The sequence below is a fragment of the Sphingomonas phyllosphaerae 5.2 genome, from assembly GCF_000419605.1.
Classification (GTDB): Bacteria; Pseudomonadota; Alphaproteobacteria; order Sphingomonadales; family Sphingomonadaceae; genus Sphingomonas; species Sphingomonas phyllosphaerae_B.
The window spans coordinates 973,897-996,416 of record NZ_ATTI01000001.1 but is presented as its reverse complement, the minus strand read 5'-3'; the positions used below and the strand labels follow the sequence as shown (position 1 = coordinate 996,416).

At 65.7% G+C, this 22,520-nt stretch carries 15 protein-coding genes and 1 pseudogene; 4 read left to right on the top strand and 12 right to left on the bottom strand.

The window, feature by feature from the left end; all coding sequences use genetic code 11:
• The first annotated feature begins 23 nt into the window (after positions 1 to 23).
• On the top strand, positions 24 to 866 hold the full coding sequence (locus SPHPHY_RS0104675) for a TrmB family transcriptional regulator (protein WP_022685540.1): 843 nt from the start codon (positions 24 to 26) through the stop codon (positions 864 to 866).
• Between the two features lie 479 nt (positions 867 to 1,345).
• On the top strand, positions 1,346 to 2,218 hold the full coding sequence (gene asd / locus SPHPHY_RS0104665) for an archaetidylserine decarboxylase (protein ID WP_022685538.1): 873 nt from the start codon (positions 1,346 to 1,348) through the stop codon (positions 2,216 to 2,218).
• A 154-nt stretch (positions 2,219 to 2,372) separates the two neighbouring features.
• Here the strand turns inward: asd and SPHPHY_RS0104660 are convergent, their stop codons facing one another.
• From SPHPHY_RS0104660 to SPHPHY_RS0104650, 3 genes are all read right to left on the bottom strand, one after another.
• Positions 2,373 to 2,645, bottom strand: coding sequence for a tetratricopeptide repeat protein (locus tag SPHPHY_RS0104660; protein WP_022685537.1), 273 nt, complete (start codon positions 2,643 to 2,645; stop codon positions 2,373 to 2,375).
• Complete coding sequence (locus tag SPHPHY_RS19310) at positions 2,642 to 4,501, bottom strand: glycoside hydrolase family 36 protein (protein WP_022685536.1); 1,860 nt, start codon at positions 4,499 to 4,501, stop codon at positions 2,642 to 2,644. The genes SPHPHY_RS0104660 and SPHPHY_RS19310 overlap by 4 nt, the downstream gene beginning before the upstream one ends.
• A 110-nt stretch (positions 4,502 to 4,611) precedes the next feature.
• Positions 4,612 to 7,476, bottom strand: a complete 2,865-nt coding sequence (locus SPHPHY_RS0104650) for a TonB-dependent receptor (protein WP_022685535.1) — start codon at positions 7,474 to 7,476, stop codon at positions 4,612 to 4,614.
• Positions 7,477 to 8,091: 615 nt separating this feature from the next.
• On the opposite strand from SPHPHY_RS0104650, the gene SPHPHY_RS22465 reads away from it, so the two are divergent.
• Positions 8,092 to 8,274: a hypothetical protein gene (locus SPHPHY_RS22465; RefSeq protein ID WP_231370494.1), complete on the top strand. Its 183-nt coding sequence runs from the start codon at positions 8,092 to 8,094 to the stop codon at positions 8,272 to 8,274.
• Between the two features lie 5 nt (positions 8,275 to 8,279).
• Here SPHPHY_RS22465 and SPHPHY_RS22460 read toward each other — a convergent pair.
• The 8 genes and pseudogenes from SPHPHY_RS22460 to SPHPHY_RS0104605 form a co-directional block, all read right to left on the bottom strand.
• A pseudogene (locus SPHPHY_RS22460) lies at positions 8,280 to 8,324 on the bottom strand (hypothetical protein); the annotation flags it as partial.
• Positions 8,325 to 8,451: 127 nt separating this feature from the next.
• Positions 8,452 to 11,154: a TonB-dependent receptor gene (locus SPHPHY_RS0104635; protein WP_081645241.1), complete on the bottom strand. Its 2,703-nt coding sequence runs from the start codon at positions 11,152 to 11,154 to the stop codon at positions 8,452 to 8,454.
• A 585-nt stretch (positions 11,155 to 11,739) separates the two neighbouring features.
• Positions 11,740 to 13,671, bottom strand: a complete 1,932-nt coding sequence (locus SPHPHY_RS19305; RefSeq protein ID WP_022685531.1) for an NPCBM/NEW2 domain-containing protein — start codon at positions 13,669 to 13,671, stop codon at positions 11,740 to 11,742.
• 54 nt (positions 13,672 to 13,725) lie between these two features.
• On the bottom strand, positions 13,726 to 14,670 hold the full coding sequence (locus tag SPHPHY_RS0104625) for an N-acetylglucosamine kinase (protein ID WP_022685530.1): 945 nt from the start codon (positions 14,668 to 14,670) through the stop codon (positions 13,726 to 13,728).
• Complete coding sequence (locus SPHPHY_RS0104620) at positions 14,667 to 15,806, bottom strand: SIS domain-containing protein (protein WP_022685529.1); 1,140 nt, start codon at positions 15,804 to 15,806, stop codon at positions 14,667 to 14,669. Before SPHPHY_RS0104620 ends, SPHPHY_RS0104625 begins: the two co-directional genes overlap by 4 nt.
• Positions 15,799 to 17,082, bottom strand: a complete 1,284-nt coding sequence (locus tag SPHPHY_RS0104615) for a D-tagatose-bisphosphate aldolase, class II, non-catalytic subunit (RefSeq protein ID WP_022685528.1) — start codon at positions 17,080 to 17,082, stop codon at positions 15,799 to 15,801. Before SPHPHY_RS0104615 ends, SPHPHY_RS0104620 begins: the two co-directional genes overlap by 8 nt.
• Before the next feature lie 71 nt (positions 17,083 to 17,153).
• A complete protein-coding gene (locus tag SPHPHY_RS0104610; protein WP_022685527.1) occupies positions 17,154 to 18,086 on the bottom strand; it encodes a DMT family transporter in 933 nt (310 codons plus the stop codon).
• On the bottom strand, positions 18,083 to 20,176 hold the full coding sequence (locus tag SPHPHY_RS0104605) for a glycoside hydrolase family 36 protein (RefSeq protein ID WP_022685526.1): 2,094 nt from the start codon (positions 20,174 to 20,176) through the stop codon (positions 18,083 to 18,085). The genes SPHPHY_RS0104610 and SPHPHY_RS0104605 overlap by 4 nt, the downstream gene beginning before the upstream one ends.
• A gap of 129 nt (positions 20,177 to 20,305) precedes the next feature.
• Here SPHPHY_RS0104605 and SPHPHY_RS19300 point away from each other — a divergent pair, with 129 nt between their 5' ends.
• Positions 20,306 to 21,439 carry an amidohydrolase family protein gene (locus SPHPHY_RS19300; RefSeq protein ID WP_022685525.1) on the top strand — a complete coding sequence of 378 codons (1,134 nt, stop codon included), beginning with the start codon at positions 20,306 to 20,308 and terminating at the stop codon, positions 21,437 to 21,439.
• A gap of 226 nt (positions 21,440 to 21,665) precedes the next feature.
• Here SPHPHY_RS19300 and agaR read toward each other — a convergent pair whose 3' ends face one another.
• Entirely contained in the window at positions 21,666 to 22,445 is a 780-nt protein-coding gene (agaR, locus tag SPHPHY_RS0104595) for a transcriptional repressor AgaR (protein ID WP_022685524.1), read from the bottom strand.
• Between the last annotated feature and the right edge of the window lie 75 nt (positions 22,446 to 22,520).

Below are 22,520 nucleotides of genomic sequence, written 5' to 3'. Positions count from 1 at the left end.
CTGCGGCGAGGCACGCCGGGTGGATGCACCACGGTACTGACCAGGAGCCGGTCGCCCCGGAGATCGCTTTGACATCGCTCGGTTTTACCGAACTGGAGTCGCGTGTGTACTGCGACCTGCTCCGCAACGGCTCAGCGTCGGGTTACCGGCTTTCCCAGCGGCTCGGGAAAGCGCCGGCTAACATCTACCAGACGCTCGGCACCCTGACACAGAAGGGCGCCGTCCTCGTCAGCGATGACCTGAACGAGAAACGCACCTACAATCCATTACCGCCGCGCGAGCTGATGGCCGTGCTGCACCATTCGTTCGAACGTCGCTCGCGTGGCGCGATCCAGGCGCTGGAACAGGTCCACAAGCCTGTCAGCGACGAGCGGGTTTATACAATCAACAGCGTACCGCAGGTGCTGGAGCGCGCTCGCGCAATGCTCGCCGGCGCAAAAAGCATCCTGCTTTTCGACTTTTTCCCGCAGATCTACGACTTGCTACGCGAGGAAGTGGACGCCGCCCGCGCCCGCGGCGTGACGGTCGCCGGTATCGCCTATGAAGAACGGCACACCGGCCCGCTCGTGCCGTTCAATCCCGAGTCGGCTGAACTGGTCGGATCGCGATGGCCCGGGCTGGGGCTGCTGCTGGTCGCCGATGGCTGCGAGCAGTTGATCGCGCAGATCTCGAAAGACATGGATCGGGTGTTGAACGCCGTCTGGACGGACAGCGTCTTCCTCAGCTGCACCTTCCACAGCGCGCTGGCTGCCGATATCCGTCTCGTCGCGTTACGCCAGGATCCATCCGACCCGCTGCGCGTGCTGTCTCTACAGGGATCTACGCCGCCGGGTCTTCAACAGCTGCTGAACCATACAGCGGAGTAACCGGCCGTCGGTCTGATGCGAACCCGTCGATACACGATGCACCTGGATCTTCGACGGCGACCCTCACCTTACGAGCGACTGCCACTCCGCCACTGTGGCGGAGCGTCGCTCCCGGTGGGCCTGCCGGCCGATGAAATGGCGTTCCAGGCTGAAGTGATCGGGGACGTTGGCTTGGACGGAGGCGCACTTCTGTATGGTCTTCATTTGCCGGAACCGCTGCATCGCCCGCTCCCGTCGTCGGAACGGCAGGTGCGAGTTCTCGCCTCGGTCGTTCGCGCAGCGCCTCACTTCCACAGGCGGACATTCCCGGCCGCTCGGTAGCTTCCAGACTCCGGGCGCTCACTCATGTTGGAGCGCGGCGTTGTTCTGGCGGCCTGATCGTCGTCGCATCAACATGCCTCGTCGTTGAACGTGCCTTTTAACGGTCGACCTGCCGGTTCATGATCCTACAAGGACGGTGTCGATGCTTCGAGGTTCTGATGTCCGATCGCCTGAAGGTCCTGCTCCAGTACATGCTGCCCAAGCAGCGCCTGACCGAGTTCGCCGGTCGCATCGCCAGGGCGGAAGGAGGCGTGTTTACAACGCGGCTGATCGGCTGGTTCGTCGGCAGGTACGCCGTTGACATGAGCGAAGCCGCAGATGGGGACATTCGCAATTACAAGAGCTTCAACGACTTCTTCACCCGGCCGCTCAAAGCGGGCTTACGCCCGATTGCCGCCGCCGATTTCGTCTCTCCGGTCGACGGCGCGATCAGCCAGTTCGGCGCCATCGATGACCATCACATGCTGCAAGCGAAAGGGCATCGGTTCACCACAACGCAACTGGTCGGCGGCGACGCCGCCCTGGCCGCTCTGTTTCGCCACGGCAGCTTCGCCAACCTGTACCTGTCCCCCAAGGATTATCACCGCCTGCACATGCCTTGCGACGGCAAGCTCACGCGCATGATTTACGTGCCGGGGAAGCTCTTCTCGGTAAACCCTGTCACGGCGCGCGGCGTGCCGAACCTCTTTGCGTGCAACGAGCGTGTGGTTTGCGTCTTTGAGTCAGTGGAGCACGGGCCGTTCGTCATGGTGCTGGTCGGCGCGACCATCGTCGGAAGCATAGCGACCGTTTGGCACGGGGTGGTCAATCCAAGGCGCACCAACAGGACGTCTGAATGGATCTATGCAGACCAGGAAGTCGTGTTGAAGAAGGGCGACGAGATGGGTCGCTTCCTTCTCGGCTCCACGATTCTGCTGTTGTTCAGGCAGGGAGTGGTCACTTTCAACGAAGACTGGACACCAGAACGGAAGGTGCGCTTGGGCGAGATGATGGGCCATCGTGCAAAACTGAGCTCTTCGTGTACGCAATAGCCCCGGCACGAAGGCCCACTTGCGTCCTTCACGGCAGCTTTCCAGTCCCGCGACTTCTGCCGTTTGTTCAGCGCGCCGGCTTTGCAGATTTTCCGGTTCGATCTTCATCTGGTCACCGAAACCAGAAGTAAGGCGGCAACGAAGTCCGTTTTGCCTACCATGCGGAGAGTGCGCCCAAGGTGTTGTTCACCCGTGCCCGTAGGACTGGCTCGCGCGTCATCTCGAGCATCACGGTGAGGCTATCGCGTGCGGCCGCAACATTGTCGTCGGCAAGCTCGAGTCGGGCGCGCTCCCACCAGTGATGCGGATAGTCGGGCGCGATCGACGTTAGTCGGCTATAAGGCAGCAGCGCCCGTTGGCCGCGGGCGGCTTTCTCCAGGCGGGTTACCTGATTGAGCAGTAAACGGACGAGCGTCACGCCGCTCACGGACGTCGTAGCAGCGCGATGATGCCCGCCCGCGGCACCGCGAGGACATGCGCGCCGCGCGTCAGGTCAAGCGGCGAACGCGAAACCTCCCGCCCCTCTGCGTCGATTGCTCGCGTCTCGTAACGGCCAAGATCGTGCGTCGCCTCCACGACCAGCCGCGGCGAGGCAGTGCCGTTGACGAGATCGATCGCCCGCGTAGGATCGTCCAGCACGATCGCACGATCGGCATAAGCGGCGACGATCTGCTTGTTTGGCGTCCGGGCGCGGACGAGATCATATTGTGCGTTGATTCCTTCGGGCCTGAACTGCCCGTCGAGCAAAACCTCGCGGTTGGCACGCCAATACGCAAGATAGTGCGTCAGCATCGCGGTATGCGCCGCGCTGAGCATGTCGAGCCGCATCGAAACCTGCGGGACGGCGAAGAGCGTGTCGAGCAGTTGCAGGGCTGCCTTGTCACTTGGCTCGTCCGCGTGCCACACGATCGGGTCGGCATGGACCGGGGTGGCGCCAGCAAGCAGCCGCAAATCGACGATGCGCTGGCGGTTAAGGATCGAGGCGTTGGGCGTATCCGATGCCCGCAGCATGTTGCCGAAGGTGCGGATCACCGGGCCGCTATAAGGCTGGCGGAACTCGATCATCACATCGGGACGGACAGCGCGCAGCGCCGCCATCACGTCGACCATCAAGCGATTTACCGCCTCATAGACCGAGGCGATGTCGCGTCCGTCCCCGCGGTCGAGCACGGTAGTCTCGTCGCTGCTGAACATGTCGATGAAGTCGAGCTTCAGCCCGTCCCAGCCCCAGTCGCGCACCGCGCGACGAAAGGTCTCGATCAAATACGCACGCACCTCAGGGTAGCGCGGGTCGAGTACGTTGGTGCGCTGGTCTGCCCAGCGCCGCAGGATTTTGTCGCGAAAGCGCGGCAGCACCGCGGCTTCGTCACCGACCAGCGGCACCGAGAACCACAGCATACCCTTCATCCCGCGTGCGTGCAGCGCGTCGGTGACGACCCGCATCCGGCGAAGCCGCTCGGGCTGCCAGTCGCCGGCATGAGCGTAGCCGCGGCTGCTGTCCCCGGTCTGCCAGCCGTCATCGACAATCATCACCTTCAAGCCATGCCGTGCGGCCGCATCAGCTTCCGCAAGAACAACCGCCTCGGGTATGTTTTGGTGATAGCTTACCCATGTCGAATCAAGCGGCTCGCGTGCGCTGGCTGGTGCAGGCAAGGGCTCCTTGCCCGGCTGATGCGACCACCAGGCTGCGACATCGCCGAGCGCGGCTGAGAAAGGTATCGCGCGCGTGTCGAAGCGGAGGCTCGTGGTATAGCGCGTGAGCGGCGCGTGGCGCTCGCTGAACAGCTCCACGCTGCCGTACACGCGCACGTCCTCCTCGCGCAGTTTTGCGGCGAGCAGCACGGGATTCACCGCGTCCTCGGCGGCGACGGTCAGCCGGTTCTGCTCGCCGCGACCGTACAGAGTCAGCACCGGCGCGGCGGCGGTGAGGGTCGAACGCAGTCGCGTCGATGCGAAATCAGGCACGATCGTCCGGCCAAGCCCCGCGTCGGGCGTCCACATTCCCGCCATGTCGACTGAGGGCTGCGACCAGCCGATTGTGAGCCGCGGCGGCGGCGCGGGCGTGGCGCGGGTCAGTGTCAGCACCACACTGGCCACGCCGGGTGCGATAGTTTTGGCGCTTACGTCGAGCGAGAAGCCGTCGAGCGCACCCGTGATAACCAGATCGAGTCCGGCGATGGTGACGCTGCGGCGTATCTCCGTCCGAGCCGGCGGACTGACCTGCGCCGACGCGCTCGCGGATCCGAGGCAGGCGTAGAGCGCCACAAGAGCCCAGCTTTTCATTCAAGCTCTCCATTAGCGGCGTTGCTTCCGCGCGGCCCCGCCGAGCGGTCGCCAGCCACGTGCCCCCAAAAAAAGCCCGACGCACGAGACGCCGGGCCAGGGGGAGGACATCAGAACTTCACGCGTGCGCCAAAGTTATAGCGGGCGCCGGTTTCCTGGAGCAGCAGGAAGCGCTCCTCGATCGCGGACCACTCATGGATGCGCTGGTTGGTGACGTTCACACCCTGAACGTAGACCTGGAAGTTCGGTGTGATGTCGTAGCCAACGTTGAAGTCGAACTGCCCGTAGCTCGAGCGGTTGCGCGGACGCCCCTGATCGGAGCGGCACGCGCGCAGATACTCCGAGCGCCAATTGTACGATCCGCGCGCGGACAGGCCATACTTTTCGAAGAAGACGCTGCCGTTCGCAGAGTGCGGCGACAAGCCGTTATAGCCGCATTCGTAATCGGCGAGCGACGAATCACGCTCGGCCTTGCTCTCGACATACGTGTAATTGCCGGCCACGCCGAAACCCGACAGCACGCTCGGCAACCAGTCGAACGTATATTGGCCGCCCACCTCGATGCCGCGGATGTAGCCGGTCTGTCCGTTGCGGGTCCGCGTGTCCTGGAAGGTCCGCCCGAAACGCTGCACCGGCAACGTCTGCAGTTCGAGAAAGTTGTCGAGCGTTTTGTAGAAGGCGCCAGCACTGACGTAGCTGATCGAATTCAGATAATATTCAATCGAAAGATCGTAGTTGGTCGACTTGAATGGCTCCAGCGTTGGATTGCCGCCGCTCGATTGCGGCACCGAGATACGGCCACCGAAGGAATTGTCGACGCCGAGATCGGTTAGGGTCGGGCGGGTGACCGTCTGCGAGAAGGCGGCACGCGTGATCAGTTTCTCGGTGACGTTCACCTTGATGTTTGCTGAGGGCAGCGCGTTGACGTAGCTGTTGCGCACAGAAACAGGCGTCGTGGCGCCATAGGTGAAGACCAGCGTGTCGTCGCCACGCGTGTTCGTGATGTCGATGACCGGCTGCTCGAACCCGCGCGAGATCGTCTGCGTGCGCACCACGCGCACGCCGGCGTTGGCGCTCCAGTTTTCGCCCCCGAACGACATCGCGACATAGGCGGCGAGTAGACGTTCGTTGACGTTGAGCAGGCTGCCTGGGTTTTCGCGTACACCGTAAGGGCCGCCCGGCAGCGCCAGGAGCCGTGCCGCCTCGGCTGCCTGCTCGGCTGCAGTGCGGCCCTGGCGCGCGCGCGCCAGATTGGCTGGGTTCGACAGGAAAGCGATCACCGCGTTGGCGTCGTACGTGAAGAACTGCTGCGGGACGTTCTCGCTGCCCGAAACGCCTGGCAGGAAGTTGTTCAGTTTGAAGGGCGACAGCAGCGACGTATCTACCGGGATGTCGTAACCGCAATAAGCACAGCCCCCGTCGTTGTTGCCGAAGAAGCGCCGCTCCTTGGTACGATCCGAATAGGCCATGCCGATCCGCACCGACTTCAGGATGCTGTCATGGATCTTGTAGTCGGTGTCGAGGTGATATTCGGAGCTGCGGTCGCTCACCCGGTTGTTGTTCACGCCCGTAAAGTGCGCGCGCATTAGCGACGGATCGGTAATGTTGCCGAAGTTGGACGCGGTCGGCAGATCCTCACCCTTGTTGAGATCGAAGCGGGGGCTGGTCTGCGCCAGCGAGCCGACGACGACGAACTGCGTCGGATTGCGCTGCTTCGCGCGCGACGTCGACGCGTCGAAACGCACCTCGACGTCCTCGGCCGGGTTCCACTTCAGATTACCGCCGATCTGATAGGTCTGCGTCAGGCGGTTGTTGTTGTCGACGATATTGTCGTTCTGCGAGAGCGAGACGCTGCCGTTCAGCGCCGGATTCGCAGCGAGGAACTGCTGGCCTGGCCGGTTGAAGCCGATCGCCGAGCCGGTATCGTCAACCTCGAGCCCGATGTACGGCGCCGAGTAGAAGTTTGCGAAGACGTTACGCGAGCTGAACACGTCGAATTTGGAATAGATGCCATCGACGGTCAGCAGCAGTTGCTCGTTGAGTTGCGCCTGCACCGCTCCGGCGAGGTTGATGCGGCGCCGTCGGTCCGCCTGCCGGGCGAAGGCTAGGTTCTGCGGCACGTTGACGGTCGCGCCGGTGTTACCAAGCGCCGCGGTCGTCAGGCCGGTGGACGTCGCGCTGCCGTTGACCACGTTCTGCGATCCGAAAAGCCAGCCGTCGGTCTGGACGTAGTCGAGCTGGCTGCGGCGGTCAGTATAGGAGCCGGACAGGACGATCCCGAGCGTCTTGGCCTCATTCGTCAGCGACGTCACCGCAGAGAAGTCCGGGCTCAGCTTCTCGCGGAGCGTGTCGTAGATCCCTCCTGCAGACGCAGCAATGTGGAACCCGCTGCGTCCATCGAGTGGCCGCGCGGTGATGATGTTGACGGTGGCGCCGATACCGCCTTCCTGCAGCTCGGGCACGCTCGACTTGAAAACGTCGGTGCGCTGGATCATGTTTGAAGACAGCACGTCGAATGAGAACTCGCGGCCGGGATTGTCGGTCGCCATTACGCGACCGTTGACCAGCACGGTGTTGAACTCCGGCCCGAGCCCGCGGACGGTAATGAATTGTCCCTCGCCACCCGAGCGGTCGATGGCGACGCCGGTGATCCGCTGGAGTGACTCCGCGATGTTCGCATCCGGAAATTTGCCGACGTCCTCTGCCGAGATGGTGTCAACGATCTGCTGGGAGTCGCGCTTGATCCGCGCGGACGAGGCCAGGCTGCCGCGAATACCAGTGACAACGATGTCGTCGGCAGCACCGGAACCAACTTGAGCTGAAACGGGTGTCGGCTCCTGCGGCACGCCATCTACAGAGGCTGCCGGAGCACCCGCGGCCGGTGCTGTCGCCGATCCGGAGAGATCCTGCGCCTGCGCGTCGATTGCCAGAATCAGACAGCCCGCCAGCAAAGCAGCCTTGAACGACGTCCGCATATACAAACCTCCCCTTTTGCAGCCGCTTTTACGGCATTGGTATTATGATAGGCTACGAGGTGCCAAGTTACTTAGGCAATGGCGTTTTTGCTCAAATGGAAATAATTTCTCGCGATCCATCCACGAACACGACCCTATCGTCCGGTCGTCTACCGCGCTGCACATGGCTCTCACCCTTCCTTCCCGGCAGAGAGGACCGAAAATGCGACAATCACGGCGGCATCCACGCGAGTAGAGGCCAACCCTTCGTTCAGGTGTGGCCTTCGGAAGAAATGGCCGGTGCGGTCTGGCGGGGATCAACCTCGAACGGGGAGAACGAGCCGCGTGCTCGTAGGGTTATGTCAAGCGAGCGTTTCGACTTCGCGTAGCGCTGCATCGCCAGACAAGGTTTTGAACGGCGTGCGCAGCTTTCGCTGCAACATCGCCGCGATCGCCATCGCCAAAATATATCACGATTGTCGCGCAGCACGATCGCCGGCGGTGATGTGACCGGCGCGCCCGGCGCATGGATCGGCTGCCAGGCATTGCTCCCCCCAAGGCAAAACGGAGCGGCAGCCTGTGTGACGACGAACCGGGAGATCTCAGCATCCTCCGTTTGCTCGATGCCAGCAGAGCTTGGCGATCCTCGCCGTGTTCAACCATGTCATCACCCGCGCTGTCTTTTTGCGCGAGCTCCAACTCATCGACCTTCGCCTGATCCGGGGCACGCCGTCGGGATATGTAAATTGGATCGAACCCTTGGGCGTCTTCTTCGTGAACGCAAGCGCCGCCACCTTGTCGCAAGTGCGGGTAAGGTAGCTTTCCATCACCTGGCCCTCGTAATCGACGGCCCGCCAGAGGTAGACCATCTCGCCGTTAAGCTTCACGTACATTTCGTCTAAGGCCAGCGCCGGTAGCAAAAGCTTCGCACTCGACTTACCCGCTGCCCGCGGATCTCTCCGGCGAACAGCGGCACGAGCCTCGCACTCCTCGCCGCTACATGATCAGCCGCGCGGTCAGTACGAAACGACGCTCTTGTTCAAGGAAGCTGGCAGGCAACTCTGCACCGCTTCCGATCATGATATATTCCTTACGCTGCGTATCGAGCAGGTTGTTGACGTTGAAGCCTACCTGGACGTTACGAGTGACGAAAGCGTTCATCGACAAATCGAGCTGACCGTAATCGCGGACGTAGCGCTCGGCGCCGAACTGGCGGCCCACGTTGTCGTCACGTAGATAAGCGCTGCGCCAGGCATAGGCGAGCCGCGCATCGATCCCGGCATGATCGTAATACAGCACCGCGTTGGCACTCTTCTTGGACAATCCCGGCAGCGGGGTCGTGCGTGAGACGCCGTCGGCGCGGCGCACACTGGCCTTGCTATCGGCATAGGTGAAGTTGAGAATGGCCCCGAAATAGCTCAAGCCGCCGGGCAGGAAGAAGAACGGCGACTGCAGCCCCGCCTCGACTCCGTGGATCGTCGCGCTATCGCCGTTGGTCGGCTGCGTGAAAGCGACGATGCCGCTGGTCGGTAGCCCGGTTTCCTGATCGGGAAAGCTGGCCAGTTCCGACACGGTCGTCTGCGAGATCAGCGAGCCGATCTGCTTGGCGAAGCCGTTGATCGTCAGCAATGCGCCGGGATGAAAATACCACTCGAAGCCGAGGTCTTCCTGGTCGGCGAGATAGGGACGAAGATTGGGATTGCCGCGATTGCCCGTGCGCGGGCCGGAGTTGATCGTGGTCGCCGGGCTCAGCTGGTCGAGCGTCGGTCGCGTCATCGCGCGCGAATAGGTCCCGCGGATCAGCATGTTGGGCGCTACTTCCCAGCGTGCGTTGATGGCGGGCAAGAAGTTGGTGTAGCGCGCGTCGACGTTGCTCGGCGTCAACTCCGTGCCGATCAGGCCGAAGCCATCGGACGATGTCTCCGTAACGATCACGCGAAGCCCGGCATTAACCGACAACGCACCCATGGTGAAGTTGCCCTGCAGGTAACCGCCGTAGGTCTGCTCCACCACCTCGAAGGAGTTGAGCTGGTCGCCCTGCGGGTCGGTCGCGAACTGGTCCGAGTTGAAGGGGTCGAGCCCGGGATAGATCGTGTCGATCAACTTGGCGCGATCGACCGAGAGGATGCGATCCGGCGTGGTGGCGTTGCGCACGCTGAAGGGCAAGGTTGCCGCGAAGGCGCCGAGGCCTAGCGGTGTGGCGCCGAGCAGTTCGGCCCCATTGTACAGCCCGACGTTGCGGGCCTGCTGACGCGAGGTCCGATGCGTATAGCGCGCACCCGCCTGCACACTGGTGAGCCCGGGCACGCCCTCGAACTCGCGGGTGGCGTCGAGGCGGCCGACATACTCGTCGATGGTGTTGACGGCGCGGTTGAAGATGAAAACGTTGTAGCCGAAGCGGTCCGGATTGCTGCTGAAGTCGGTCGCGGTGGACGAGAATTGCGGCACGTCGCCGTTGACGCGGTAGGTCACGTCGGCGCCGGGCGCAGCGAAGGAATAGAGATTCAGTTCATTGCTGGAACGCTGATGCGCGTAACTGAAGCCGGGGGTCACCGTCAGATTATCGGCCGCCTCCCACTTGGCGCGCAACGTCCCCTGATAGACCATGTTCTCCTGCGGCTGGTAGCTATACCCGACGCGGTTCTGGATGTTGCGGAACGTCGCCTGCGTGACGGCACCGTTCTCGATCACATAGTCGGTCGGAGCCTGATTACCCGGTGAACTGGTGCCGTCAGCGAAGAAGCTGGTGCCCTCGATCGGCGCGTCGGGACGATCGTCAATCTGGGTTCCCTTGCGCCGCGCGTAGAGGAAATCGGCGGTGAGTTCGAGCCGCTCGGTCGGGCGCGCCTGCCCGGCGACGGCGACGCCCAGATTCTCCCGCTTCTGCTGATAACTGTAGAAGGCGGTGGTGCGCGGCGTCGCGGCGTCCAGCAACGTGGCAGGCGCGGTCGCCAGCACGTTCGCCGAGGCGATATTACGGAACGCCACCCACGGGCCGAAATCGACCTCGTTGGTGCGGAAGTCGGTCTTCGAATACGCCGCGGCCACGGTGATGCCGTAGCGATCGTCCCAGTTCTGGCTGACCAGCCCGAACAGGCGCGGCATGGCCTTGCCCTTTTGCCCGATTGTGACGCCGCCCGTGGCGGTGACGCGAAGCCCCGGTATGTCGAAGGGCTTGGGCGTCTCCTGCAGGATCGTACCGGCCAGACCCCCCTCGACGGTGCTGGCGGTGGGCGACTTCTCGACGGTGACCTTGGCGAACAGCTCCGGCGCGAGCACGCTGAAGTCGAAACCGTTGAGTGCCGTACCGCCGTTGATCTCACTGCGCGTGAACTGCGGACCGAGACCGCGCAGATTGATCGTCTGCCCTTCGCCGTTGACCGAGCGGTCGATCGTGATTCCGGGAACGCGCTGGAGCGACTCCGCCAGATTGTTGTCCGGGAACTTGCCGATATCCTGCGCGGAAATCACGTCGACGACCGAGATCGAGCTACGCTTGTCTGCCAGCGAACGCTCGATGCCGGCGCGCAGACCGGTGACCACAACGTCAGCACCCTCCGCCTGCGACGGCGCGACTTCGGTGCTATCGACTGGTGCATTTGCGCCGATCGTCTGTGCTTGCGCACCAGCCCCTACTGACAGGATAGCAGTGCCGACGAGGAGGGTTTGACGCAATCGACGATATGCACAGCTTGTCATGACAGCCCCTTTTGTTATGTCTTTATTTGTAGATCTGGATGCCCGCGCGCGATGCCGCGAATGATCATTCGGTTCGATGTTGAGTGGCGCCCAAGCTTCGCCCGTTCTGGCTACCAAGCGCTGACCGAATATCGGCCCACGCCCGTCCGCGAGTGGTTGGTGAAGCGGGTACGCCTTCGGCGCGCGGGCGCCCGTGCCTGCCCTGCTTCACCGTCGATCACCGACTCCTGTTCCTGTATCGCTTTGTTTCGCCTTGATAACTTGAACGCAACATAACAGTCAAATAGAAAAGAAGCGAAACTTACAGCGCTAAGTTCGAAGGCGTGACTTTGCGTAAATCACGCGCAACAAACGTGCTTCGACGTCGTTCGCGCCGTCGGGGCCAACGGGTGCCGGACAGGAGGTTGCAAGGCGGCGATGACATGAGCAAGCCGTCTCGCGGATGGCGCGCGCGACCGCTGCCGTGGCGGAGGAACGGAGTTTAAAGGCCGGTCGCCCGGACCGTCGCCGTCGAGCCTGGCGGGCGCTGGACCGTCGCTACGACGCGGGCGGGGGTAACGACGGCGGCTTCCTGCCGAACGCCGGTCAGCTACCACTCCCGGTGATCGACGCTGCACCGCCGCGCAGCGCGGCTTCCGCCCAGGTAGTGACGAGGGGCAGATCGGTGACGCGCCCGACCTTGCGCGTGACCAACTCGATCACGCGTGCGCCGCGCAGTTCGACACGCAGCGGGCGCGCCGCCATGCCGAAGCGCATCGTGCCCGAACGCCCGAGCAGCCGCCCGTCGCCATAGACCAGGAACTCGACCGCGTCGTACGTGTCTCGGGTCGAATCGTCGACGCCGACCAAGGCCTCGAACCGCTCGGCGCCGCGCGCGCGCACCTCCAGCCGCGACTGCGCCAGCACCCCGAGGCCGGTGTCGTAAGCGCGCCCGGCGACCTGCAGTGTCTGGTCGAAGGGTGTGGCGTCGGCCTGCGCGCCGCCCCACCCGGCGTAGGTGGGGCGCTCGCCGGTGTCGCGCGTCCCGCTCCACTGCCCTATCATGCGATGCACGACCGGATCCGGCTCCGGCGCCACGACGCCGTCAGCTGCAACGTTGACGTCGCCAGGCACCTCGGAGAGGTACATGCCGTCACTCAGCCGGCGCGTACCGCCGACCTCGAAGACGCGGCTCTCACGCGGCGCCAGCGTGAAGGCGGTTTCGCGGTTGAAGGGAGACAGCGTTCGCCCGCTCCACAGGTCGCGGAGCGTGATCGGTGCATCGGGCGCGAACTTCAGCTGCGCTGCGGTGAGATTGATCGCCGCCGGCGCCATGCCGCGATTGAGCAGGACGACCGCCTTGTGGCCGTTGCTCAACGTCTTCACGATCGTCTGCACGTCGTCCGAGGCATAAGCGATCACGCCCTGGTGGCCGCCTGGATCCTGGTTGACGCGCACGATATCCGCATTGCCCCAGATCTTCATCAGGCTGTCGGGTGCCTGGCGCAGGTCGTAGCCGATGAACAAGGGTGCGTTGATGATCGCCCAGAGCGCAAAATGCGTGCGCGCCTCGGTGAGGTGCTGCGCATCGAAGTCGCCCTGCCCGATGAAAAGCATGTCGGGATCGTTCCACGCCCCAGGCCTCGCGTAGAGCGCGCGGGTCGACGCGCTGTCGAACGAGTGGAGCATGCGCGTCCAGTGCGGCGTTATGTCCTGGCTGGTGCGCCACATCTGGCCGACGTCCTTGCCCCAGCGACGCACGTCGGCGCTGCCCCAGGTGCAAAGCGCCAGGATCGCATCGCCGTCGGGCCGGTAGCGCCGGACCGCCGCCGCGACCGTGGCATAGAGCGAGCGCACCTGCGCCACGTCGGTGCGGTTGATCGAGGCCTGGTCGATCAGTGGCGGGAACGGGCGATAGCCGTTCTGAAGCACCACGGGTGCACCGGGTGCGTAGACGTTGATCCCGCAGGCATCGACCTTCAGATAGTCGAAACCCCAGTCGCGGAAATAGAGCGCGGTGTCCTGATCGACATGGCCGTACAGCCCGACCTCACGCTCCGCCGTTGTCCCCTCGGGCAGGTTGGGAGAGTGAAGGTCATAGGCCTGCGAGCACGCGTTGCGCCCGATGTCGCTGTATAGACCGGCCTTGAGCCCCATCGCGTGAAGCCGATCGGTAAAGGGACGAAAGCTGCTGTCGCCGCCGGCGATCGCGGCCGAAGGGAAGATGCGCGTGCGGATCATCAGTTTGCCGTCGCTACTGCGGCGTTTGAGCCACCAGCCGTCGTCGACGTTGACGTAGCGATAGCCGAGCTTCGCCAGTCCGCTGTCGACCAGCTTCTGCGCGGCGCCGAGCACCTTTGCCTCGTCGACCTCGGTGCGGAAGGCGTTCCACGAGCTCCACCCCATCGGCGGCGTGCGCGCAGCGGCATGCTCGGGCGGCGACCAGCGCCCGGTCGGCGCGAGCGGGTCTGGAGCGGCCGCAGCCGGGTTGGCCAGCGCGAGGGCAAGCACGGAGAGAGACAGGGTCGGCAGATGCATCGAACGGGACCTCGACGGGAGCGAGTGGATCATGATCGGCCCGAGCCGGCGGCGCTACAGGAGCGAGGATCGGGAGGTGGCGAGGTGGCGAGCGTAGAGCGCGGCGCCAAAGCCGGGCGGGTGGAGCGGCTCGACCGGTGTACAGCCTGCCGCCTCCAACCCCGCAGCGAAGGCGGCGCGCACCGCCGGCACGTTGGCGAGCACGCCGCCCGACCAGGATACCGGCACGCGCTCCTCTGGATCGAAGCTCAGCCGGTCGCGCAGTGCGGTCGCGAGAAGCACCAGTTCGTGCCCCGCCTTGCTAAGGATCGTGCAAGCGGCGACGTCACCCGCGTCCGCCGCGCGCGATATGACAGTGGCGAGCGCAGCGACCTCGCCACGTGCCATGCCGCGCTCGCCCATCACGCGCTCGCACAGCGCCAGGTCGTCGTCGAGCGCCAGCGCCTCGCGCAGCAGCGCGTGCAGCGGTCCGATCGCGACGCGCCCGTCGCTCATCCGCGAGAAAGCCGCGAAGCCAGCGCGCGCGATCCAATAGGCCGAGCCCTCGTCACCGAAAACCTCGCCCCAGCCCCCCGCACGCGCCCCGCAGCCGCCGCGTTCGCCATAAGCGATCGAGCCGGTGCCCGCGACGACGTTGATTCCGTCAGCGCACGCCAGCGATCCCGCCCAGCCGCATACCATGTCATTGTCGCAGCGATAGCGCGCGTGACCCAGCAGCGCGCCCACCGCAGCGTCGAGCCGCGGGTCGACGCTTCTGTCCTCACCATAGGCAGGCAGCCCGAGGAAGACCTGATCGAGGTTCTCCGGCGTTGCGCCGATCTGGGTGCAGATTGCGCTCACTCCCTCGGCAATCCGGCGTACCGCCTCGTCCTCGCCGACCTCGAGATGATAGGTCGTGCCGGTCACCGCGCGCGCGATCACCGCGCCCGCGGCGTCGATGCAGACGAACTCGGTCTTGGTCCCGCCGCCGTCGACGCCGAGGTAGCGGCTGACGCTCATGCCTCCCTGGCGTGGATTCTCACGCCCTGCACTACGCGGTTGACGGTGCCGCTCGCATTGGGCTGGTCGGGCGTCAGCCCGAGCGCGAGCGAGACGTGGAGCGCGAACAGCTGCGCCGGCACGATGAAGGGGAACAACAAGTCGGCGTCGGGCGCGCTTTCCATCGCGGCGAGCGCGATCGTCGCGGCCGGGTCAGGCCGTGCCGCGACCACCACCACGTCGCCCGCCCGCGCGTCGGCACGCAGCTCGGCGACGATGTCCAGATCGTAGCGACGCGTCAGCGGGTCGTTGGCGACGAACACCACCACCAAAGTACGATCGGTCACGATCGTCTTGGGACCGTGACGGAAGCCGAGCGCGCTGTCGAACGCGGTGACGACCGCGCCGTCGCTCAGCTCCATCAGCTTGAGCGCCGCCTCGCGCGCCAGCCCGGTGAACACGCCGCTGCCGAGATAGACGACGCGGTCGAAGCCGCGGCCTGCGAGTGCCGCGGCGACCGGCTCGGCGTGCGCCAGCATGTCGGCGACGCCCGCCGCGATCGCCTCGATCCGATCGTCCAGCGCATCGATTCCACCGAGCGCGGACAGCGCCGCCAGCGTCATCGCGGTGAAGCTCGAAGTCATCGCGAAGCTGCGGTCGTGCGTCGCCTCGGGCAGCACGATCACATGCGTGCGCTCGCCGCCGCGCCGCGCCAGCTCGCCGTCGGCGTTGCAGGTCACGATCAGATGGTTCGCCTCGGCGACGCGGCGGTCAACCAGCTCGACCGCTGCGACGCTCTCCGGGCTGCTTCCCGAGCGGCCGAACGACACCAGCAGTGTCGGCGCGTCGGCGCGCAGGTACAAATCTGGCGCGCCAACGATGTCGGTGGTGGCGATCGCCTCGACCGCGCGGCCGAGCACGCGCGACAGCCAGGGCGCGAGGCACTCGCCGATGAAGGCCGAGGTGCCCGCGCCGGTGAGCACGATGCGCAGTTCGGGCCGTGCCAGCAGCGGCGCGAGGAAGGCCTCGATCTCGGCGCGCGCATCACGCAGCAGCGCCTGGGTGGCGCGCAGCGTCACCGGTTGCTGCGCGATTTCGCGGCGCGTCCACGAGGTGTCGCCGGGCTCCGCGGCGGCGGCGATCAGCGTATCAGTCATGAGGAAAACAGGCTCCATGATAGGCGTCGAGCGTAGCGCCGACCTGGGCCATCACGAGCTCGGCGGGGTCCAGGCCGGCGCGACCGGCACGTACGGCGGCATAGGCTGCGGGCAGATACTGGCTGAGCAGCGGCAGCGCGGGCGGGGTCTCGCGCAGGTTGGCGAACAGCCGCTCCTGCGCCGCCACGATCGTCGCGTCGGGCCAGTAGTAGCGGATGCGGTCCGACAGGCTGTACTGCAATTGCAGGTCGAGCGCGGCACCGGTGGCGTGGTAGTATTTGGCCCAGTTCTTAGGCTCGGCGCGCAGCCGCTCGAGCGTGACCGCCCTTAGATTAGCGCGCGCGTGATCGGCGATCGTCTCGCGCTCGATCGCGTCGAGCGCCCAGAGCGCCTCGCGCAGCGCGAAGGTGACGCCGGGGCCGACCTTGAGGATCGCAAAATGGTCGCGCACCAGCGCGGCGAGCGCTTGAGGAGTTTGATAGTCGGTCGAGTGCGCCTCGTAGACGAGATGCGGCACCGGCTCGATCGCGCGGCTCAGCGCCACCGCGCGCTCGGGCCGATAGTCGACCACCTTGTCATGATCGAACTCGACACCGGGCTGGACGACGGTGGCGATCACGCGCTCCCACGCATCGGAGAGGCCAGCAGCGCGGAACAGGTCGCGGTGCATGTCGACGGTGGCGATCGCCGCGTCGTGATCGGTAACCGCCAGCTCGTCCAGATCCTCCGCGGCACCGCCGGGAACCGGCACTTCGGTCCCGATGACATAGACCGGGGCGGCGGCGGGGTCACCTTCATAGGCGTCCTCCGCGGCGCGGCACAGGCGCGCGGCGCGCTCGGCGATTGTCCGTTCGGGCAGCGGCACGGGATCGTCGGCGCAGCTCATCGAGCAGTCGAGGTGGATCTTGGCGAAGCCGGCGCGGACATAGTCGGCGACCATCACCTCGGCCTTGTCCATCGCCTCGGCCGCCGGAAGCGAGCTCCAGGCGTTGGGGCCGAGATGGTCGCCGCCCAGTACCAGCCGCTCAAGCGGGTAGGCAACCCGCTCCGCGATGCGCTCCACGAAGGCGCGGAAGTCGGCCGGGACCATGCCGGTATAGCCGCCGTCCTGGTTCACCTGGTTGGACGTCGCCTCCACCAGCGCGAACGGCGCGCCGTGCGCCAGCGCGTGGCGCAGCGCCGCCTCGATTACCAACGGATGCGCCGAGCACACCGAGGTCACGCCGACGCGTTCCCCCGCCTTATGCCGGTTCGCCAGCTCGAGAAGTATCTGCACGTGCGTCTCCCTTTACGCGACTTGCATAGCGTCAGCCGAAGCGGAACACAAGAAAGCGAAACTTAGCGAAACTAATTTGTCGCGACTTCTGGCTCGGCAACTCCCTCGGGATCGGCCGCGTCCGGCTCGATTGCGAGCAGCAAAGAAGCGGTGAGCGCGAGCACGATCCCTACCGTCTTGATCGGCCCCGGCAAAACATGGAGCACCGCGAGCGAGATCAGCGCGGTGGCGAGCGGCGCTCCCGCGTTGGCGAGCGGCGCGACAATGATCGCCTTGCCGTAGCGGAAGGCGAACACCAGGGTCAGCGCGCCGATCGCATTGAGCAATTGGATCGCCGCGGCGAGCCCGGGCCCGTCGAGCCCCCAATTGATCGCGCGGCCGGTATCGGTCATCGCCCAGGCCATCGGCGCGAGGGCGAGGCCCGACAAGGTCATGTAGACGAAGATGCTCTCGGCCGAGGTGACCTGGTTGGCCGCCTTCATGAAATAGGCCTGGACGCCCCAGCACAGCATCACCGCCACCGCTGGCAGCAGCCACGCCCCCGATGCCCCCGCGCCGCCTGCGCCCGGTGCGAAGTCGAAGGTGGGCAGCGCCAACAGCGCGAGCAGGATGCCCAGCGCGCCCAATTTGCCGGTGCGCTCGCCCAGCAGCAGGGAGGACATCGCGATCGTTACCACCGGCGACAGCGAGATGATCGGAAAGATCAGATAAGCCGGCCCGCGCGCCACCGCGTAGAACAGCAGCATCTGCCCGCCCGCGCCGAGCAGCCCGACCGCCAGGCCGTAGCCGATCGCGCGCGGCGAGCGGTCCAGCCTCCAGCCCGCCTGCTTCAGCACGACCAACGCGGGCGGCACCATCGTCAGCGCCCAGACGACATAGACCAAGGTTTCAGGGAAGCCGCGCTGCGGCGACAAGCCCGAGAAGGCGCCCCACACGCCCCACAGCACCACGGTGACGAGCGCGTTGACGAGCCAGCCGCGCCGCGCCGGCGTCGCCCCGCTCACGCCCCGCCTCGCGCGATCGGCGTGGCGCGCACCAGCAGCGCGCGCTCGAACGTCGCCGCGAGCGTCGGCTTGGCGCGCGAGGCGGTCCCGAGCGAGCGGCCGGTAAAGCCGTCGACCAGCGCGTAGCTGCCGTCGCCGAGCCCGCGCAGCGCGATCGGACCGGACCAGGTATCCGCGTAAAAAGCGTAGTGAAGCACGCCGTCCTTCTCGATCGCGTGCGCCTCGGGCTTGTCGAAGCCGATGTCGTACAGCCCGCCGAGATAGCGCCCCTTGGGTAGCATATGCTCGCGGTACAGCGCGACCCATTTGCCCCACAAAGCTTCCTTTGCAGGGGTCAGCACAAAGCCGCCAGGCGGCAGCTTCTCCATCGGCTTGGGTGTGTCCTCGGGCCAGGTGAACTTGGTCGAGGGAATCGCGCCGATGCCATAGGCCGAAGCGAAGTCGTCGCCGCCGTCGCTGAGCTCGACATGGTCGCCCGAATAAGGCGCGGACGGGCCCATCAGCGCCTTGAAGGTCTTGCCCTTCAGCCGGATCTGCCAGGAAGACAGCGGGTCGGACGCGGGCGTGTTGTTGGTCGCGGGCAGATTGTGGAAAGCGAAACTGTCGCCGCACGGGCAAAGCTCGAGTATCGCTTCCGGGTTGGCGGCGACCGCCTCGTCGTGAATCGCCTTCCAGAAATCCTGCAGCTTCTCGCTCGATTCCTCCGGATGCGCGTGGCGGTGTGCGGGATTGTAGCAGGGCGCGACGCCGTTGAGATGCTGGCCGTCGAGCTTGAGCCCGTCATAGCCCCAATCGGTGATGATCCGGCGCACCAGCGCGCGAAAATAGTCGACGGTCGGCTGATACGCAGGGCAGAGCGTGAAAGCGTTCCAGAAGCTGACGTTCTGCGCAGAGCCGTCGCGATCGAGCAGCAGCATGTCGGGATGGTCGCGCAGCAGGTCGGTGCCGGGATCGACGGCGAGCGGCGCGAGCCACAGCCGCGGGCGCATGCCGTCTGCCTTGATGCGGTCGGTGAAGGCGCGCATGTCAGCGTCGCCGCGCGGGAATTTGGCAGGGTTGAGCTTCCAGTCGCCCTCCGCGGTCTGCCAGCCGTCGTCGAGCACCGCCCATTCGAAGCCCAGCGCCTTGGCCTTGGGCAGCGTGCCGTAGACCTGGTCAAGCGTGAAGTCGCGCTCATAGCCCCAGGCGCACCAGATCGGCCCGTAGCTCGACTCGGGGATCGCGGGCGCCGCCACACCGCGCTCGGCCATCAGCCGGCGATAGGCGTCGAGCGGGCGGAAATGGTCGCCGGTATGCGCCATCAGGAAGGCGGTCGGCAGCGTCAGCGTCGCGCCCGGCGCGAGCAGTGCGGCCTGGTCGCCGCTCAGCCCGATCCGGGTGGCACCGGGCTGCGCCGCGACCGGCAGCGCAACTTGGCGTGGGCTGGTCTCGAGATGCCCCACCGCGAGCCCGACGTCGCGCCGCCACACCGCCGCCACGGGCGTGCCGCCGCCATAGTCGGAGGCGTTCATCCCCATGAAGTTGCGCTGCTCGAACCCAGGCGCGACCTTCTGCACCCAGTCGCGTCGGTCGGGATAGGATGCGCCCGCGAAGGTCCAGGCGCCGTCCGCGTGCGCGGTCAGGTCGTGCGTCGCGATGCGCCAGCCGGCGATCGCCAGCGGCGCCGCGCCCGTGTTGCGGTAGCGCACCTCGTAGAGCGCAAGGCCGGGATAAGCGTCGAGGAACGTCACCACTACCTGCTGCTCGATCTGGCCGCCCGCGGTGGCGCGCAGCAGGTGGCGCCGCCCCTTCCCGTGCGCGGCAGAGACGGCCTCCTCGCGATGATCGAGCAGCAGGAAGTTGCCGAGCGGCGTCGTGCCCGCGAGGAACAATGCCTCTGGCTGCGCGCGCGGCGTGATCGCCCGGTCGCGATAGGAGACCATGGCGCGCATCGCGCGATCATAGTCAATCGTCAGCGTGCCATCACTCAGCCGCACGCCCGCGGGCGCAGCCGCCCAGACCACGCCGCCGAAATCAGGCAGCGCCACCGTCGCACCGCCCACGAACAGGCGGCCGAGCAACGATCGGCGCGTGACGGAGGTGAACGGCATCGCTTACTCTCTCCTGTGCGGCTCGGTGGCCGATGAGAAAGAGCTTGCACCAACGTAGGGCGACGCGCAAACGAAAACCGCAACATCAAGGCGCGTTTTCTTTCGTTACGCGCGAATGGGAGAGAGACGATGAGCTTAACCGCAGCCTTGCTGATCGCCAGCGCGGCGACGTCCGCAACGCATTATACCGAGGCCGACTTCGCGCGCGTCGCCAAGTTCGACTCGCATTTTCACGCCAACGTCGAAGACCCGCGTTTCCTCGAGCTGGCGAAGCGCGATCACTTCAAGGTCCTGTCGATCAACGTCGACTATCCCGATTTCCCCGCACTTTCGGACCAAGCGCGGATCGCCCGTGCCATGCGCGCCGCCGACCCGGCAGATTTCCGTTATGCCACCACCTTCTCGATGTCGGGATTCGGCACGCCAGGCTGGACCGAGCGGACGATCGCGCAACTCGATCGAGCCTTCGCGCGCGGCGCGATCGCGGTGAAGGTGTGGAAGAACATCGGGATGGTCGCCAAGGACACAAGCGGCAAACGCGTATTCCTCGACGATCCGCGGCTCGATGGCGTGATGGCGCATCTGGAGCAGCGCCATATCCCGCTGATCGCGCATCAGGCGGAGCCCAAGAACTGCTGGCTCCCGCTCGACAAGATGACGACCGACAACGACCGCGACTATTTCAAGGCGCACCCGGAGTATTACATGTACCTCCACCCGGAGGAGCCGAGCTACGAGGCGCTGATGGCGGCCCGCGACCGCTTCGTCGCGCGCCATCCCAAGCTCGCCTTCGACGGCGCGCACATGGCCAGCCTGGAGTGGAGCGTCGACGAGCTGGCGCACTTCTTCGACCGCTATCCCAACACGGTGGTCGATCTCGCCGCTCGGCTGTCCAACCTGCAGGTCCAGTCCAACGCCGACATCGAGAAGGTGCGCGCCTTCTTCATCAAGTACCAGGATCGCATCCTCTACGGCACCGACCTCACCGACAGCCCGCCCGACCCCGCCGCGCGCGCGCAGAATCCGCCCGCCACCAGCGACTTCCCCAAGGAGGCCGACCGCGTCTGGCGTGCCGACTGGCGCTATCTCGCGACGCCGCTGCCGCAGCGCGTCGAAGCGATCGGCACCGACGCCAGGGGGCTCAACCTGCCGCGCGCGGTGATCGACAAGATCTACTGGGGCAACGCGCGGCGGTTCTTCCAGCTAGAGCGGGTTCCGACCACGTCGCACCACCGTCTGGGCGCCCGCTACGCGGCGGGGTGATTTCGCCCCGCCGCGGCGTTGCTCCTCGGTTACGATGCCAAAGCATCGCGACCTCCTTGCGCCTTTCGACGGATCGAAATCCCCTCCGTGCCGATGGCGCAACATGATGGGAAACTGCTCCGGCGGGTTGAGACTGCGGAGCGGCGGGGCGGCCGATGCTTACCGCCGGCATGCCGCCCGGCGCCCGCCGGTGTGGTCAGCGGTTCGAGATGGCTCCGGCCGCCCCTCACGCGACGTGCAGGCGAAACCCCAGCCGCTCGGCCGCGGCCCGCAGCCCCTCGGGCGCGCTCGCGTCGGTGACGAGGTCGTCGATTTCGGCGACGCTGAGGATGCGGTGGAGACACACGCGGCTGAACTTCGACTGGTCGGTCACCGCGATCACCTGCTGCGCCGCGCGCACCATCTTTCGATTTAGCATCGCCTCGGGCTCGTAGTGCGTGGTGATGCCGCGCTCGAGATCGAAGCCGTCGACCCCGAGGAAAAGCTTGTCGACGTGCAGGTCGTCGAGCGCGGCCTCGGTCTGCGCGCCGTAGAAGGCGCGGTTGCGCCGGCGCAGTGCGCCACCCAGCATCACCACGCGAATGCGCTCCTTGCGTGCCAGCGCGCAGAGGATGTCGAGGTCGTTGGTGAGGACGGTGATGTCCTCGTCGTCGGGCAGATGGTGCGCGATCTGCAGCGTGGTGGTGCCCGAGTCGAGCACCACCGATTCACCCGGCCGCACCATCGCCGCCGCCAACGCGCCAATCCGCGCTTTCTCGTCGACGTGCGCCGCGCGTTTCGCTTCCACCGCCGGTTCGGCGATCACGTTGACCGCGTCTGCCACGATCGCACCGCCGTAAGATCGCTCGGCAACGCCGCGCTTGGCGAGGAAATGCAGGTCCTTGCGGATCGTCTGCATCGAAACGCCGAAACGCTCGGCAAGCGGCGCGACCTGCACGCTGCCGCGCTCGCGGACCATCGCGCTGATTTGCTGCCGTCTGCCGCTGGTGTCCCGTACCGTGGACATTGAATCCTCCCGCTCACGCGCCGGCTTACCAGCCACATCCGGCGGCTACAATGCTCCGCCGATGTTTCGTTTCTT